We start from the raw sequence: 16,563 nt of genomic DNA, 5'->3' as shown, positions 1-16,563 counted from the left end.
CGCGTTTCCTTCACTGGAGTTATGGAATCATCCACGGCACCAGATAAGCCTGAACCGTAATAATGATGCCAACAAAGACAGTGAATATGATGCTATGTTTTACCGTGAAACGGAACAAGTCAGACTCTTTTCCAACTAAGCCTACTGCGGCACACGCAATGGCAATTGATTGCGGAGAAATCATCTTCCCTGTTACGCCACCACTGGTATTAGCAGCGACCAATAACACTTCTGGAATACCAATCTGCTGAGCTGTGGTCGCCTGTAATGCCGAGAACAAAGCATTTGAAGACGTGTCTGAACCCGTAAGGAACACACCAAGCCAACCCAAAAACGGTGAGAAGAAAGTAAACGCATGACCCGTATGCGATAGAGCCAAAGCCAAAGTTGCAGATAAACCTGAATAGTTCGCAATAAAAGCAAAAGCCAACACCATACCAATTGAATAAATCGGTGTTTTTAGCTCATTGAGTGTTTCACCAAAGGTTGTAACTGCCTCACTTGCTTTCATTTTTAAGAAAATAGCAGTGATGATTGCGGCAATAAAAATTGCAGTACCTGTTGCAGAGAACCAGTCAAATTTATAAATCGCTTCGTATGGCTTCATCTCTGCCACAATTGGTGGCATTTTTTCGACCAGTTTATGCAAGTACGGCACTTCAAGTTTAAAAATCCAGTGCTCAAGAGCACCATCTTTTGCAAATAATGCTTTAAATGGCTTAACACTCCAGATGGTCACCATGACTGTTAAGATGGCAAATGGAGACCATGCCTTCACAATTTTGCCAATGCTATAAGGTTGAACCGTGGTTGGTTGCTGAGTTAAAGTTTGGCCAGCTTCAGGTTCAAAACGGAAAATATGTTTTGGTTTCCAAACACGGAACAGTAAAGTTAAGCTCACCAATGATGCAATTGCTGCGGTAATGTCTGGTAATTCAGGGCCAATAAAGTTAGATGTAAGATACTGAGCAATCGCAAACGAACCACCACCGACAACTACCGCAGGCCAAGTTTCCTTAACACCACGCCAGCCATCCATAATCGCCATAATCCAGAACAGCACAATCAGCGTTAAAAATGGCAACTGACGGCCCACCATCTGGCTAATTTCCATGGTGTCTACACCAGAAACCTGCCCCGCCACAATAATTGGAATACCCATTGCACCAAATGCCACTGGCGCCGTATTTACAATTAAACATAAACCAGCAGCATAAAGTGGCTTAAACCCTAAACCGACAAGGAGTGCAGCGGTAATTGCGACAGGAGCACCAAAACCCGCCGCCCCTTCAAGGAAAGTACCAAATGCAAAACCAACCAATAGCATTTGCAGACGTTGGTCTTCAGTAATCGACAAAATGCTTGAGCGAATAATCTCAAACTGACCTGTTTTTACCGAAATTTTGTATAAAAAAACTGCCCCGATAATGATCCATGAAATTGGCCATAGACCGTAAAAGAAACCGTAAATGATTGACGCAAAGGCCATTTGACCCGGCATTTGATAGAAAAATAATGCAATCAATAATGCAATAATGACTGTGCCTGTGCCCGCGATACTGCCTTTTAAACGAAAAACTGCTAATGCTAAAAAGAAGAAAATAATCGGGATTAACGCAACCGCACTGGACAGCCAAATATTATTTAAAGGGTCATAAAGTTGTTGCCACATATTGAGCATTGTCATCTCCTTGAAATGCCGGGGCGAATTTTTTTACCTTAAATTCTTAAACATTCAACACAATTGGTATGACCAATTAAAAATTAAGTGCAAATGTTATTCCTTAAACCACAGACAGCATCATAAACAGAGATATTGGCAAGATCAATCATTAAATAACCATCAATATTGGTATGACCAATATGGTTGAGTAAAATCAAGATATTTCAAACTTTTGGATTTAATTATTAGACTAAAGTCGTAAAAAACTTTCTTATAAACTTAAATATGACTTACAGAAATGAAGTGCAAAATTTGAATATAAAAACTATAAACGTACCAATTTGATGATCCATGTATAATGTGCACACAACTCAAACCACATGTATTGAATTGAATAATGACTACTTTAACGTGTTTTAAAGCTTATGATATCCGAGGCAAACTCGGCACCGAATTGAATGAAGAAATCGCCTATAAAATTGGCCGCGCTTACGGACAAATCTATAAACCAAAGACTGTAGTTGTAGGTTGTGATATTCGTCTCAGCAGTGAAGATTTAAAACAAGCGACCATCCGCGGGTTAAATGATGCGGGTGTGAATGTGCTTGATTTAGGCATGACAGGAACTGAAGAAGTCTATTTCGCCGCTTTCCATTTAGATGTACAAGGTGGTATCGAAGTTACTGCTAGCCATAATCCAATGGACTATAATGGCATGAAATTAGTACGAGAAAATGCTCGTCCAATTAGTGCTGATACCGGTTTAAAAGAAATTCAGGCTTTAGCAGAGACCAATAACTTTGAAGAAGTTAGCCAAAAAGGTACAACGCAAAGCTATAACATTTTGCCTGAGTTCGTTGACCATCTACTGACTTATATTGAACCTGCAAAAATCCGTCCATTAAAGTTAGTGGCAAACGCGGGTAATGGTGCAGCTGGTCATGTGATTGATGCCATTGAAGAAAAATTTAAAGCGCTTAATGTACCGGTTGAATTTATTAAAATTCACCATGAAGCAGATGGTACTTTCCCAAATGGGATTCCCAACCCAATTTTAATTGAAAACCGTGACAGTACCCGTAATGCTGTAATTGAGCATAAAGCAGATATGGGAATTGCCTGGGACGGCGACTTTGACCGCTGCTTCTTATTTGATGAAAAAGGTCAGTTCATTGAAGGCTACTATATTGTTGGTCTATTGGCTCAAGCTTTCTTGATTAAGCAATCAGGCGAGAAAATTGTGCATGACCCACGTTTAGTGTGGAACACATTTGATATCGTAGATGAATACAAAGGTGTCGCTGTACAGTCAAAATCTGGTCACGCATTCATTAAAGACGTTATGCGTGAACACAATGCGGTATATGGCGGCGAAATGAGTGCACATCACTATTTCCGTGACTTTGCTTACTGCGACAGCGGCATGATTCCTTGGTTACTCACTGTTGCCCTACTCTCTGAAACAGGACAAACACTTTCAACACTCGTTGAAAATATGATTAGCAAATTTCCTTGCAGTGGTGAAATCAACTTTAAAGTGGCTGATACACAGATCACTATTCAAAAGATTTTCGATTTCTATGCTGATCAAAATCCACAAATTGATCGTACCGATGGTGTAAGCCTCGACTTTGGTGCATGGCGTTTTAATGTGCGTGCTTCAAACACTGAGCCTTTATTACGTCTCAATATTGAAAGCCGTGCCGATCGCCAAGCTCAGCCAATGCAATATTATGTAGATGAGTTAACTGGATTGATTCAGAGCTAATCAACAATAAAAAAGGAGCGATTTGCTCCTTTTTTTATTTACTTAGTTATAGCCATTAGGGTTCTGCTTCTGCCAATTCCAACTATCCTTAAGCATATCTTCTAAACCATATTGCGGCTGCCAACCTAGCTCAGCAACTGCGCGAGCGTTATCAGCAAAAGATGTTGCTACATCGCCTGCTCGACGTGGTGCAAACTCAAAAGCAACAGGCACACCATTAACTTGCTCAAATGTATTTTTAACTTGCAAAACTGATGAACCATTACCTGTGCCAATATTCCATGCACGGCAACCTGTAGCTTCTAATCGATTATTTAGAGCACATAAATGTGCATTCGCCAAATCGACGACATGGATATAGTCACGTACCCCAGTCCCATCTACAGTATTGTAGTCGTTACCATAAATAGATAGCTTTTCACGGCGACCTACAGCAACTTGAGTCACATAAGGCATTAAATTATTTGGAATACCTTGTGGGTCTTCACCAATACGACCACTCTTATGTGCACCAACTGGGTTAAAATAGCGTAGTAAAGCTATCGACCATTTAGAATTTGAATTTGACAGTTTTTGCAGCAATTGCTCAACAATCAGTTTAGTATAGCCATAGTTATTACTTGGCATACCTGTTGGCATATCTTCATTTAATGGTGATATATTGGCCTCGTCATATACTGTCGCAGAAGAGCTAAACACAAGCGTATAGACACCTGCTTTTTCCATCGACTTAACGAGTTGAATACTACCAGCAATATTATTATCAAAATAAATCAGCGGTTTTTCCTGACTTTCACCTACTGCCTTTAAACCTGCGAAGTGAATTACAGCATCAATTGAATGATCCTGAAACACGCGATCAAGTTCATTTGCATTACGAATATCACCCTTAACAAAAGCTAAACTCTTTTGTGTGATATCTTGGACTCTCGTTAATGACTCTTCAGAACTGTTTGATAGATTGTCAAAAACAATCACTTCATGACCAGCCTGTAAAAGCTCTACACAGGTATGTGAACCAATATAACCAGCGCCACCAGTAACTAGGATTTTAGCCATCTACTTTTCCTAATAATATTTTAATTAATCCACGTGTTGAGGCATCTAATGATGAAAGATCATTTTGAACCCCATTTAAAATAGGTAATAGCTGATCAGCAATCTGCTTGCCTTTTTCGACACCCCATTGATCAAACGGGTTAATATTCCAAATTACAGACTGCACAAAAACTTTATGCTCATATAAAGCAATTAACATTCCCAAACTATATGGATTCAACTCTTTCAATAACAGGGTTGAACTCGGTTGGTTACCTTCATATTGCTTGTAAATCGGCAATTTTTCTAATTCAGTTGAGTCTAAAGCTTCATTACCAAAGGCCAATAATCTTGATTGGGCCAAACAATTCGATAATGCAAGATGATGCTGCTCGACTAAAGCCTCTGCATTTTCAACATAGGTAAAATGGTCAGCGTTATAGCGTTGGACTGGCGCAATAAAATCACAGCTTACTGCTTGAGTTCCTTGATGTAATAACTGATAGAAGGCGTGTTGAGCATTTGGTCCAACTTCCCCCCATACAATTGGGCACGTATCAAGTTCGACTTTTTGACCGTCACGTTGTACCGATTTACCATTAGACTCCATTTCAAGCTGCTGTAAATAAGCAGCGAAATACTTTAATCGACCATCATAAGGCAATACGGCATGAGTTTGAATATTTAAAAAATTATTGTTCCAAACGCCTAACAACCCCATTAAAACAGGAATATTTTGCTCATAACTTGTATTTTGAAAATGTTCATCTACTGCATGAGCACCAGCTAAGAGTTGCTGAAAACCTTCAACCCCGATACTCAACGCAATAGGTAAACCAATGCATGACCACAATGAATAACGGCCACCTACCCAGTCCCAAAGCAGTAATTGATTTTCTGGGGCAATCCCCCATTCAGTCATTTTATCTGCTTTTGTTGATACTCCAACAAAATGGCTTTTTAAAACTCGGGCATGTGTTCCCAAAGTTTTTTCAAGCCACTGACGTACGGTTTGGGCATTTGATAAAGTATCAATCGTTCCAAAAGATTTTGAAGAAATAATAAATAGTGTCGTTTCTGGACGAAGTTGGTGGAGCAACTCCGACAACTGACTACCATCCATAGTCGATACAAAGTGAACATTTAAAGGTTTAGCCGTTTTCACTTTAAAATCTGACAACGCATGGGTGACCATTTGTGGCCCTAAATCAGAACCACCCACACCGATGTTCACAACATCTTGAATCACTTCACCGGTTGCACCGCGATATTGACCAGCATGAATCTTTTCCACTAAGGCATACATACGTTGTAACTGGCTATGGACTTGAGCCGTTAACTCTGGAAACTTCGAATAGTCAACTGGCAAGCGTAGTGCCCAATGCATTGCTGCACGTTGCTCCGTACAATTTACTTTGTCTTGTGAAAAAAGACACTCTATCCATTGATTTAATTGTTTAGTTTTCGCAAGAGCAGTCAATTGTTCCAAAATGTCTTTAGTAACACGATGCTTACTATAATCAAAAACTAATGGATCAAATTTTATAGAATATTGTTGAAAGCGATCCGGTTCTGAAGCGAACAATTCTTTTATGTGTAACTTTGAATTTTTCTCACCCATTAACTGTAACTTTAGTAAAGGTGAAACCAACTCTTTAGGAAATTTCTCGATAGATTTACTCATAAACGACCTACTCCTTCATAAGCAAAGCCCTTAGCCTTTACATATGCTGGGTCATAAATATTACGCCCATCCAAAATTAAAGGATGTTGCATCAATTGTTGTAACTGCTTAAAGTCAGGACTCCAGTACTGTTTCCATGCAGTAACCAAACATAAGGCATGTGCACCTCGAGCAGCCTCATATTGATCAGTACACAGTACTAAATCCTTACGGTCACCATATATAGCAGCAATTTCATCTAATGCTTGAGGATCATGCAAACGTACTGTTACACCTTGCGCCCACAATGCAGCTAATAAAATATGAATTGGCGAGTTATGTATGCTTGAGGTATTTTCTTTGAAGGATGCACCCCAAATAGCCACGGTTTTACCATTCAAATTACAATGATAATAATTCCACAGCTTACGGAATAAAATTTCTTTTTGTTGTTCGTTAATCGCCCATACCTGCTCTAACAGTCGACTTTTTGCTCCAGTTTCAGAAACAGTACTTGAAAGTGTTAAAATATCATGCGAAAAGTTTTCACCACCAAAACCGACTCCAGCAGACAAGTAAGCCGCACCAATACGTGTATCGGCCGCAATTCCATGCTTCACATTAGCAATATCAATACCGAGTTTCTCTGCCACCATAGCTAAGTCATTCATATAACTAATGCGGGTCGCCAACATGCCAGAAATACTAAGTTTGGTAAACTCAGCGTCCAAGATCGGCATAAATAAGTATTGATAACTAAAGCGGAAAAATGGGCGTAGCAGCTCCTGCATTGTATCCCGTGCATGATTGGACTCAACACCAACAATGACATGTTTTACATTCAATACGCTGTTAATGGCATTTCCTTCTTGAATTACATCAGGGAAATAAACCCACTCGTCTTTTGGTAAATATTGTTTTAACTGATCAGTTCCATGTAAGCCAAATGTAGAACCATTTACCATTAATCTAGGATGAACAATAGGACGTTGGCTTAACTTCTCAACCGTATTTAAAGCAAGTTGAATTTGTGTGGGACTAAAACAGAATAAATAAACCTCAACATCAAGTGGAATAGTAGAAAAAGGACTTTCTTGAAGAAAGCCCGATTTTCTTTGTTTATTCAAATAATTATTAACTTCTTGATCTTGGTAAGAAAGTACAGAAATATTTTCTTCGCAGGTGACACTTGTGCACCAATAAATCTGATTGCCATATTCAGCTAGTAATGCTGCCATTACACCAGCGTGTAAGGTGGTTCCAAACACTGCGATTTTCATTGCACACCTGATTTTTTAATATTCTATAGATTTCTCTTCCCGTTGAGGGAAGAGAATATATTGATTGTTTATTATATTCAGCAGTTTTTACAAATACTTAAGTAGAACTACACAATACTACAACTTAAGCTCTTGAATTAGCTGCTTAAATTCCGACCCTAATTTAGGATGTTGAATTCCATAATGTAATACAGCTTTTAAATATCCAAGCTTACTACCGCAGTCAAACGTTTGGCCTTGCATACGATAGGCTTCAACAATATCTGTTTCTTGTAACATCGCAATCGCATCTGTTAACTGAATTTCATTACCTGCACCTTTTGGCGTGTTTTCCAAAAGGTGCATAATTTTTGCAGGTAATATATAACGGCCAACCACAGAAAGATTAGAAGGTGCAGAGCCAATAGCAGGTTTTTCAACAATGCCTTGCATAGCAATACTTTCACCCTCATTAGGGCTATATGCTACATCTACAATTCCATATTGATCAACAAGATGATCAGGTACGGCTTCTACCATAATTTGGGCGGCTTGAATTGCATCATAGCGTGCGATCATACGGGTTAAATCATTTCGCCCCGAGTCGTCTTTCACCAACACATCTGGTAATAACACTGCAAAATCATCTTGACCAACAATACTCTTTGCACATAAAACTGCATGTCCTAACCCTAAAGGCTGAGGTTGTCTTACACTTACAACGCTCACATGAGGTGGAACAATTTGGGTAATTTCTGCAAGTAAATCAAATTTCTTTTTTTGCTCTAATGTTGTTTCTAATTCAAAGTTTCGATCAAAATAATTTTCAATTGACGCTTTTGAAGAGTGAGTTACCAAAATAATTTGTTCAATTCCTGCTTCAACTGCCTCACGCACTACATATTCAATGGCTGGACGGTCAACAACAGTCACCATTTCCTTTGGAATTGACTTACTTGCTGGTAAAAAACGTGTGCCTAGACCGGCTACCGGTAAAACTGCTTTTTTGATCATAACAAAGATTTCAAGATACAAAATTTACTTTACAGAAGAATCAACATTTTCTGGAGCATCATTACCTTTAAATAAAGATGGTCCAACATGTCCTGGCGCGTTAATGCCTTCACGTTTAGTCATCACTTTGACTGTTTTAAACATAATTTTAAAGTCAACCCAAACGTTGTGGTTATCTACATACCATACATCACACTTAAATCGCTCTTCATAGTCGAGTTCATTACGGCCACTTACCTGAGCAAGGCCTGTCATTCCTGGACGCACTTCTAAACGACGCGCCTGCTCTGGTGAATATAATGCAACAAAGTCTTTAAGCATTGGACGAGGTCCAACTACACTCATGTCACCTTTAAGCACATTGATCAATTGCGGCATTTCATCTAGGCTCGTAGAACGCAATTTTTGACCAAATGGAGTTATACGTGCCTCATCTGGCAACGGGTTTCCTTCTGCATCAAAAGCGTCCTTCATCGAACGGAACTTAATCATTTTAAATAATTTTCCGTCCTTTCCTGGTCTTTCTTGGTAGAAGAATATTGGTGAACCTAAATTTTTACGGACTTTATAAGCAACTATCAGAAATATTGGCGACAGAACAGTTAAAGCTATTAAAGAAATGACTATGTCTACTAAACGCTTCATATTTTCATTCACTCATTTTTTAATATCTTTACGAAGAAAGGTATTATAAATTGTACCTAATAAATTCGCTGGTAACAGTCTAAACGCAGACCGTACCAGAAACAGCATGTTAGCATATAGAGGATTTTGTAACTTTAGTTGTTTTTTTAAATCTAGTAACTGTTTTTCACTTTTAATATATTCGAAACCTTTACGACGTGCATGCATGCCATTACCAACACGAGCATATAAAAGTACATCTGGAAGATTTGCAACTTGGTAGCCATTGCCAATCACACGTAGCCACAAATTGTAGTCTTCCATGAATAAATGGTGCTGGTAACCACCTAACTCTAAGATTATATCTCGCTTATAAGCTACTGTCATATGATTAAAAGGACAACGCTTTTGTGCAAATTCTTTAATTTCTTCATGTGTCACTGGCACAGATTTAAGAACATTCGCATCAGAAATGTCTTGATCAAACTCCATCACTTGCCCACTAAATAAAACAACCTCAGGATTCTGCTTTATAAAAGTAAGCTGCTTTTCAAAACGATCAGGAGTACAGATATCATCCGTATCCATACGGAAAACCCATTCATAACTGCACTGTTTCAAACCTTCATTTAATGCTTTTCCAAGACCAACATTTTGAGGTAGTGCAACTACTTTTAAATAATCTCCAATCTTTAACTGCCACTTTTGTACACATGCGTTAAGCACATCGCCAACTGGACCATCTAAAACTAATACAATTTCGCTAGGTTTTAAGTTTTGCTTATTCCAAATACTTTCAAAACATTTTTCCAGATATTCAGGCTTTTCTTTATGATATAAAGACATCAATACTGAAAAGTAAAAATCATTAACCATATATCACACCTTATGATGTTTTTCCCGCATAGATAGGACTATTAAGAATAGTATTATGAGTAGAAATAAAAGATATTTAAAAGTAAATAATTGATAGTTAGTAGCGGATACAATAATAATTTGCATAGTATACATTAATCTAAAAACAAGCAGGACAACAATTAGATTATTAGATTTAATAGAACTAACAAATAGCCAAGTAAAAATAGCTAAAACAAACCCATATATAAAGTTTAATAATCCACCAAAAAAATACCCAAAAAAATATACATGATTAAAAATTCCAATCGATGTAAAAGTACTCCCTGTTTCAAACAAACTTTCAGCAATATATGTAGGTGCAAACTGATACATGAAGAAATATGGACCTACGGACTTAGAATCAGCCCCAAAACCGAAGTAATGGATTAAGGTTGTGTATATGTCACGTGGGAAAACAGATGAATTTATGTCAATAATCCACCACATTTGTGGCTGTAAACTAACCCTTGTAAAAAAGCGCTCAGAAGTTGAAATATCATCTAAACTTTGGAAACCTAGAAATATTCCCACTACAACGAAGGTAAAAATAAAACCCAAACCAACTATAACTTTTTTATTAAGAAGTTTAACAGAATCCTTATTAAGAACAATTAGAGGAGTAAAGAATAAAAATAATGTTGTTATTATCCCAGTAAACCGTACCCCTGCGCAAAAAAGTACAAAAATAGAAAAAAGCATTAAATTCAAATAAAATTTTGATTTATTCTTATAAAATAAATAACCTAATCCAAGATTAAATTGTATTATAGCATTCACTATTGTAGCTCCCCAACTAGGTGCATAAGAAGCCCAATAATTCTGCCTGTGTAAACTCATTGAAAAAGGAAAGCCATAAATCAAAAAAATACCTAACAATATTAAAAAGCTTATAAAAACTATAGCTATGAATGATCGTTCTATCAGAAAATTAGAATAAGGATCAAACTTAAAAAAACTAACTTTTTTAATATATTTATCTAGATAAGAATAGCCATAAAAGAGCCCGCTAAATAACAGAAATACTTGCATCGAAGCTCGAGTTGGCAAACCAGTTTTGTAAGTAACCTCTTGAATTTCAGTCAAAAAAATCCCATGCTCTAAAATTATAGAAATACAAACAGTGGTTAAAACAGTTAAGGAAAAATAAATATTAGATAAGAAAGGAACTTTAAATCTTTTAACAGCAATAATAAACCAAAAAACTAGAATAATTATTGATATATAATCAATATAGATACGCCCTATTGGCATCTCATTAGAAATAACAATATTAATTCCTAATAAAATAAAAGTTAGAATGGATATGATTAGCAGATTCATATTGTCATCTTTTCTTCAATGTTTAATGCAAGCTGATCAAAAAAATATTTGTTATCTTCATAATCAACTATATTAAAATTAAGTAATCCTTCATAAGTTATGCGTCTATAAGCAACAATATCTGCCGCATTTTCTATAAACTCAGTAGGTTTTCCTAAATAAGATCTAAGGCTATCAAAATTTTCTAGACGGATAACATTAGAAAAATTCTGATAAAAAACATTACCCAATAGATATACTGGCTTACCCAAGATAAGAGCCTCATAACCAGCAGTACTATTAACCGTTATCACACCAGCAGAGTATTTTATTAAATCTTTAATATTATATTCTGCGGGAATTAACCTGACTGCAGGTAATGCTGAAATTTTTCTATAAAATTCATCTGAGTTTAAACCGATTGCACTTCTATGATCTTTTACATACAAATATTGCCCAAATGGCAAATTATTAGAAATATTTAATATATTGTGATATTCATTTGTATATTGCGGAGCCAATACCGACGTTGATGATTCAGGATGATAGTGCATAGGATAAACATAGAACTTATGCTGCTGTTTAACCTCATTAACCTCATCTATTTTCAGAAAGTATTTTTTTGTTTTTTTATGATTTAATCTTCTATTTACAGCAACTTTCACGGCGGACAAAACCCTCAAAAATAGAAGCCCACTAGCATAATCTGATTTTGCTCCATATTTAATATCAGCTTTTATAGACCTAATGATTTTATAAAAAATATTAGAACTCAGCTTATTCAACAAAGAAACATTATCTAACCCATTTTGTTTCATATAATCGGGTTCAATTTTGTTAATATTAGATTTATAATCTTCATACCAATTTATTTCTTCTTCTGTAAGCGGCTTTTCCTTCACCAATTCTAAATCTACCAATAAATCATCAATAATAGAAGTTTGAATTTCATAGCGCCCAGGTATACGTGATGCAATTAAACCAAAATACTTTTTCCCTAATGTTTGAGCTACTCTATATGCTGAGTACTCAAAACTATTGGAAATATTTTCATACAACACGAGATCAATATTTCTTTCTGTTATAATCTTATAAAAAAAACTATCCATCTTTTTACGGATTTTTACCCACTCTTCAGCATCTTTTTCTAAATTATAACCATGAGTTAAAAATCGATCAAAATCTGAATAAAAATATTCCCCCCAAGTACAATCAAAAAGAAATTCATCATTAGACTGCAAATTTTCTTCTTGATTAGTTTTAAAAAAAACATCAAAAAAATAGCTCTTAGATGACTCATCTATTTCAGGGATAGGAAATAAAATTTTATTTTTTTCAGTGTCATACGCATAATATACACTATGACCTAAATCTACCAATGATTTAGCAACATTATAGAAAAAATATTTATAATTTTTCGCTGGGTTAACTAGAATAAGAATGTTCATATTTCTTTAACAATCTCCAAGAATAGATATATTTCGACAAAAACAAGAAAGAGAATGAAACTAATAATGCAATAAATATCCCATAATCTTCCTGCAATAATCCAATCAGACTAAAACAAAGTAAAAGAAAGATAACCAAACTAGATATTTGAGTTACAATAATAGGTTTATCTGCATCCAAGGCATATAGAATATAATGAGGGATCATGCTAAAAGCATATAAAACCTGCACTAACATTAATAAATAAAAGTAATTTAGATAAGAATTAAAAATGTCTTTTCCAATTAATCTTAACAACAAATCAATAAAGACATATGCGCTCAGATTAATCAAAATCAGTAAAGAAGCTACTTTTTTATATAGTTTTTTTATAAGCTCTCTATGCTTATTATTTCGTGTATTCATTGACCTCACCAGCTCAGGGTAATCAAATGAAAAAACCGCTGCATCCATAAAACTCATTGTTGCAGCAGCTAACGAAGCAAAAAAGACATATGCCGCTAAAATATTAGCATCATAAAAATATTCTAGTATGTAACGATCACCAGTAAATATTGCACGTACAGCCAAAGTACCGAGCATAAAAGGCAAACAAATTTTTAGCCCCTTCCAGATCCAACTCCAATTCACTTGTTGAAATAGATAAAGACGAACCTGCTCTCTATAAAGTAGAATTATGCTCAATAAGAAACATAATATTTCAGCCACTATCCAGACATTCAAAACATCCATTAAGGTTAAATGGACATGTAAAAAATGCAGGAGAACTATAATAAAACTCCAACCACCAGAACGTACAAATAGCAACAAATTAGAACTAATTGGTTTTTTCAACACAATTAGCAAACGTGTAAACTCTTGATTTAAATGCTCTAGTATAATTAGCCCATAAAATGGAATAAGGTATTCCAGTGACAAAAAATCTTTAAAGAAAATAATAGACAAAGTAGGTAAAGCAAATAGATAAGCAAAACATAATAGTTGTGCATGACTACTCACAATTTTATTTCTTTGAATATCTGAGCTTTTCAGTAATTCCCGATTGCTGTAAACATAAAAATCAAGCCCGATAAAATACATAGCAAAATTAATTGTCGCAGCAATCAGCCCATATAACCCTAGCTCTGCAACTGTTAGAAATTTAGCCAGAAAAACAATTAAAATAAATTTACTGGCTAAATTTAACCCTCGTACTGCTAGATTAAATATGGATAACAAATGTTTTTTCATCTATCAATGCAATCAAAACTTGTAGCTATATTTTTTGAAATATCTTGATTGACTCTTTTTCCTATAAGCTCATCATAAAATTTAGGTGGTAGACCATAGCCAGGACGGACACTACGGATGCTAGACTCATCAATCACATCCCCCGCTTTTAAGTCTTTTACAAAGTAAAGCGAACGTCTAAATTGAGCATTACCTTGTTCACTAGACTTTCTTCCATAGTCAACACCACCAAGAGCTTGCCATGCGGTTTTTGCAGATTGACATAAGTGTTGCAACTCTTTTGGTTCTAAAGAGAAACTATCATCTGGTCCGCCACCATTACGATCAAGAGTAAAGTGTTTTTCAATTAAACATGCACCTAATGCTACAGCAGTAATTGCAGTTGTGTTATCTAAAGTATGATCAGACAATCCAATTGGAACATCAAATGATTTCGCCATATCAACCATAGTGAGCAAATTATAATCTTCTGCAGGTGCAGGATAGCCACTCACACAATGTAAAACCACAAGCTCTTTACATCCACCATCGTAAGCAGCTTGAATTGCCTCACCAATTTCTTCTTTATCTGCCATGCCTGTAGAGATAATCATTGGTTTACCGGTTGAAGCTACATATTTAATGAGTGGTAAGTCAACCGCCTCAAAAGAAGCAATTTTATATGCGGGAGCATTAAGATCTTCAAGTAAATCTACTGCTGTCCGGTCAAATGGAGAACTAAAAATGGTAATGTCTAAAGCACGAGCATGTTCAAAAAGAGGTTTATGCCATTCCCATGGCATCTGAGCTTTTTGATAGAGTTCATATAAAGATTGACCATCCCATAAACCACCACGAATCATAAACTCTTCATTTTGGCTATTAAGCGTAATAGTATCTGCACTATATGTTTGCAGTTTGATCGCATCTGCACCACAACGCTTTGCTTCTTCGATAATTTTTAGGGCTGTTTCTAAACGTCCGTTATGGTTTGCTGAAAGCTCAGCAATTATATAGGGTGGAAAGTCTGTACCAATATTACGGTTATTAATTGTAATTTTTTTGCTCATCTCATTTTTCCTCTAGCCATTCTTTTCGTAGCAAACCGAACTGATGTATATCAAATTCGCCACGTTCATCTTTAAAATGTTTTCTCAATAAACCTTCTTGCAAAAAGCCCATTTTTTTGTGAAAACTCAATGATTTTTCATTGAAATCTAAAACTTGACCAAAAACTTTTTCAATTTTAAGTTGCTCAAATGCAAAATCTAGTGCAGTACTGCCCAATAAATGCCCCATTCCTTTTTCAGCTTGAGGTTTTATATAAAACCCCCACTCATAAACTGAACTGTTGGGAACTGCAATAAATGAAATATAACCTTGGGGCTGCTGCTGATATTCAAAGATGAAAAATAATCGATCAGTTCTTTCTTTGTTACGCTCAAACCAAGCAAGGTGATCACTTAAAGCAATGACATCTGAATTGATCATCCATTTACGAATTTCATCATGATTACGCCATTGCAAAACCATTTCCAGATCATTTGCATTTAACGCTCTAAGCTGCGCATTCTTCTTATCTAACATGCATTAAACTCTTCGGAAAAAATAGTTTTCAATAACAAATCTGTACCTAAACCTTCTGTAATAGATAAAGCCTTTTGATGCATTGTGCTTAAGTGCATTTGATTAAACTGCTGCAATGTCATTAACAATTTCTCGTTAAGCTCTGTTTGATCGAGAGAGACCGCCCCCCCTAAATCATGCAAATATTTTGCAATCATTTTTTGGTTATCTGCCATACAGACCATTATTGTAGGTAGTCCCAAACAACATCTTTCCCAAGCTGTACTTCCTGCAGCACCAATTGCCAAATCATGTTCAGCCATTAAATCAGCCATATTATTGGCATTAATGAGAACCGTACTATGAAACGGGAGTTTTTTTGACAATTCCACAACCGACTCTTTCCATGGCGCATTAATCCCCATCACAACCGTAACAGATAAATGCTGTCGTAATTGATTATGAGATAGAAGTTCTAACACAGTTCCTGTTAAGTTATCTTTATCTATTCCGCCTAAATTTACTAAAACACGTAAATTTTCGTGATTATAAGATTTTGGATGTTGTTCTAACCATAATCTTTTTGTACGAAACTCTGGGCGTAATAAAGCATAGCTTGGACCCGTTAAATAAAGCCCTTTCCGTTTATTTAGTTTCGCATAGTCTTCAGGTGTATTGGCTAAACCACAATCTAAAATAATATTGGCATCATGTTGTCGGTTCGCCAAATCATCAATTGCAACAATCCAATTAATCTGTTGGCGCACAATTTGTTGCCATACAATTGAAAGACCGTAGTGATCTACGATCATCCAGTCTACAGGGTGTTCTTTTAAAATATCTAATGTTTCTTGGGCATCTTGTTGCTCAGTCACACCCAACCAACGTTGATATTCTGACAAACTATCGGAATTGTTTAGAGCTGGTTCAGGTAAAACATAGACCATATAACCACGTTGGCGCACAAACTCAATCAGATTACCGTGATGTTGCCGACAAATAAAATAACTTTCATGTCCTTGTTTCACCAAGGCATCAGCAATAGTTAAACAACGAACTACATGGCCTGAGCCTATATGTAAAGAAGCATCAGCTCTAAAACAAAACTTCATCT

General features: G+C 36.0%; 14 protein-coding genes. 1 reads left to right on the top strand and 13 read right to left on the bottom strand.

The genetic code is table 11. The features are described 5' to 3' along the window. Positions 1-19 precede the first annotated feature (19 nt). Entirely contained in the window at positions 20-1,687 is a 1,668-nt protein-coding gene (gene lldP, locus ACINWC141_RS02100) for an L-lactate permease (RefSeq protein ID WP_171061949.1), read from the bottom strand. Positions 1,688-2,060: 373 nt separating this feature from the next. Between lldP and ACINWC141_RS02095 the strand changes: the two genes are divergently transcribed. Next, the gene (locus ACINWC141_RS02095) at positions 2,061-3,431 is read left to right on the top strand and encodes a phosphohexomutase domain-containing protein (RefSeq protein ID WP_009387637.1); all 1,371 of its coding nucleotides are present in this window, start codon (positions 2,061-2,063) and stop codon (positions 3,429-3,431) included. Positions 3,432-3,473: 42 nt separating this feature from the next. On the opposite strand, the gene galE is transcribed toward ACINWC141_RS02095, so the two are convergent. From galE to pseG, 12 genes are all read right to left on the bottom strand, one after another. Then, positions 3,474-4,490: a UDP-glucose 4-epimerase GalE gene (gene galE, locus ACINWC141_RS02090; RefSeq protein WP_009387706.1), complete on the bottom strand. Its 1,017-nt coding sequence runs from the start codon at positions 4,488-4,490 to the stop codon at positions 3,474-3,476. Beyond that, entirely contained in the window at positions 4,483-6,153 is a 1,671-nt protein-coding gene (pgi, locus tag ACINWC141_RS02085) for a glucose-6-phosphate isomerase (protein WP_009387457.1), read from the bottom strand. The genes galE and pgi overlap by 8 nt, the downstream gene beginning before the upstream one ends. Continuing rightward, on the bottom strand, positions 6,150-7,412 hold the full coding sequence (locus tag ACINWC141_RS02080) for a nucleotide sugar dehydrogenase (protein ID WP_009387680.1): 1,263 nt from the start codon (positions 7,410-7,412) through the stop codon (positions 6,150-6,152). The genes pgi and ACINWC141_RS02080 overlap by 4 nt, the downstream gene beginning before the upstream one ends. A 117-nt stretch (positions 7,413-7,529) precedes the next feature. Beyond that, positions 7,530-8,405, bottom strand: a complete 876-nt coding sequence (galU, locus tag ACINWC141_RS02075) for a UTP--glucose-1-phosphate uridylyltransferase GalU (protein WP_009387436.1) — start codon at positions 8,403-8,405, stop codon at positions 7,530-7,532. Positions 8,406-8,429: 24 nt separating this feature from the next. Beyond that, positions 8,430-9,050 carry a sugar transferase gene (locus ACINWC141_RS02070; protein WP_025470407.1) on the bottom strand — a complete coding sequence of 207 codons (621 nt, stop codon included), beginning with the start codon at positions 9,048-9,050 and terminating at the stop codon, positions 8,430-8,432. A gap of 12 nt (positions 9,051-9,062) precedes the next feature. After that, the gene (locus tag ACINWC141_RS02065) at positions 9,063-9,905 is read right to left on the bottom strand and encodes a glycosyltransferase family 2 protein (protein ID WP_009387462.1); all 843 of its coding nucleotides are present in this window, start codon (positions 9,903-9,905) and stop codon (positions 9,063-9,065) included. 3 nt (positions 9,906-9,908) lie between these two features. Beyond that, on the bottom strand, positions 9,909-11,246 hold the full coding sequence (locus ACINWC141_RS02060) for a DUF6418 domain-containing protein (protein WP_009387370.1): 1,338 nt from the start codon (positions 11,244-11,246) through the stop codon (positions 9,909-9,911). Beyond that, positions 11,243-12,673 carry a capsular polysaccharide export protein, LipB/KpsS family gene (locus ACINWC141_RS02055; RefSeq protein WP_009387707.1) on the bottom strand — a complete coding sequence of 477 codons (1,431 nt, stop codon included), beginning with the start codon at positions 12,671-12,673 and terminating at the stop codon, positions 11,243-11,245. Before ACINWC141_RS02055 ends, ACINWC141_RS02060 begins: the two co-directional genes overlap by 4 nt. Next, positions 12,651-13,904 carry a lipopolysaccharide biosynthesis protein gene (locus ACINWC141_RS02050; protein WP_005133450.1) on the bottom strand — a complete coding sequence of 418 codons (1,254 nt, stop codon included), beginning with the start codon at positions 13,902-13,904 and terminating at the stop codon, positions 12,651-12,653. Before ACINWC141_RS02050 ends, ACINWC141_RS02055 begins: the two co-directional genes overlap by 23 nt. Further along, complete coding sequence (gene pseI / locus ACINWC141_RS02045; protein ID WP_009387694.1) at positions 13,901-14,953, bottom strand: pseudaminic acid synthase; 1,053 nt, start codon at positions 14,951-14,953, stop codon at positions 13,901-13,903. The genes ACINWC141_RS02050 and pseI overlap by 4 nt, the downstream gene beginning before the upstream one ends. Before the next feature lies 1 nt (position 14,954). Next, positions 14,955-15,470, bottom strand: a complete 516-nt coding sequence (pseH, locus tag ACINWC141_RS02040; RefSeq protein WP_009387665.1) for a UDP-4-amino-4,6-dideoxy-N-acetyl-beta-L-altrosamine N-acetyltransferase — start codon at positions 15,468-15,470, stop codon at positions 14,955-14,957. Further along, positions 15,464-16,561 (bottom strand): UDP-2,4-diacetamido-2,4,6-trideoxy-beta-L-altropyranose hydrolase, encoded by a 1,098-nt coding sequence (pseG, locus tag ACINWC141_RS02035; protein WP_009387341.1) that lies wholly within the window; start codon positions 16,559-16,561, stop codon positions 15,464-15,466. The genes pseH and pseG overlap by 7 nt, the downstream gene beginning before the upstream one ends. Positions 16,562-16,563: the final 2 nt, after the last annotated feature.

Source organism: Acinetobacter sp. WC-141, assembly GCF_000313935.1.
GTDB lineage: Bacteria > Pseudomonadota > Gammaproteobacteria > Pseudomonadales > Moraxellaceae > Acinetobacter.
Note: the sequence above shows the minus strand (reverse complement) of the source record. Positions and strands in the feature narration are given on the sequence as shown.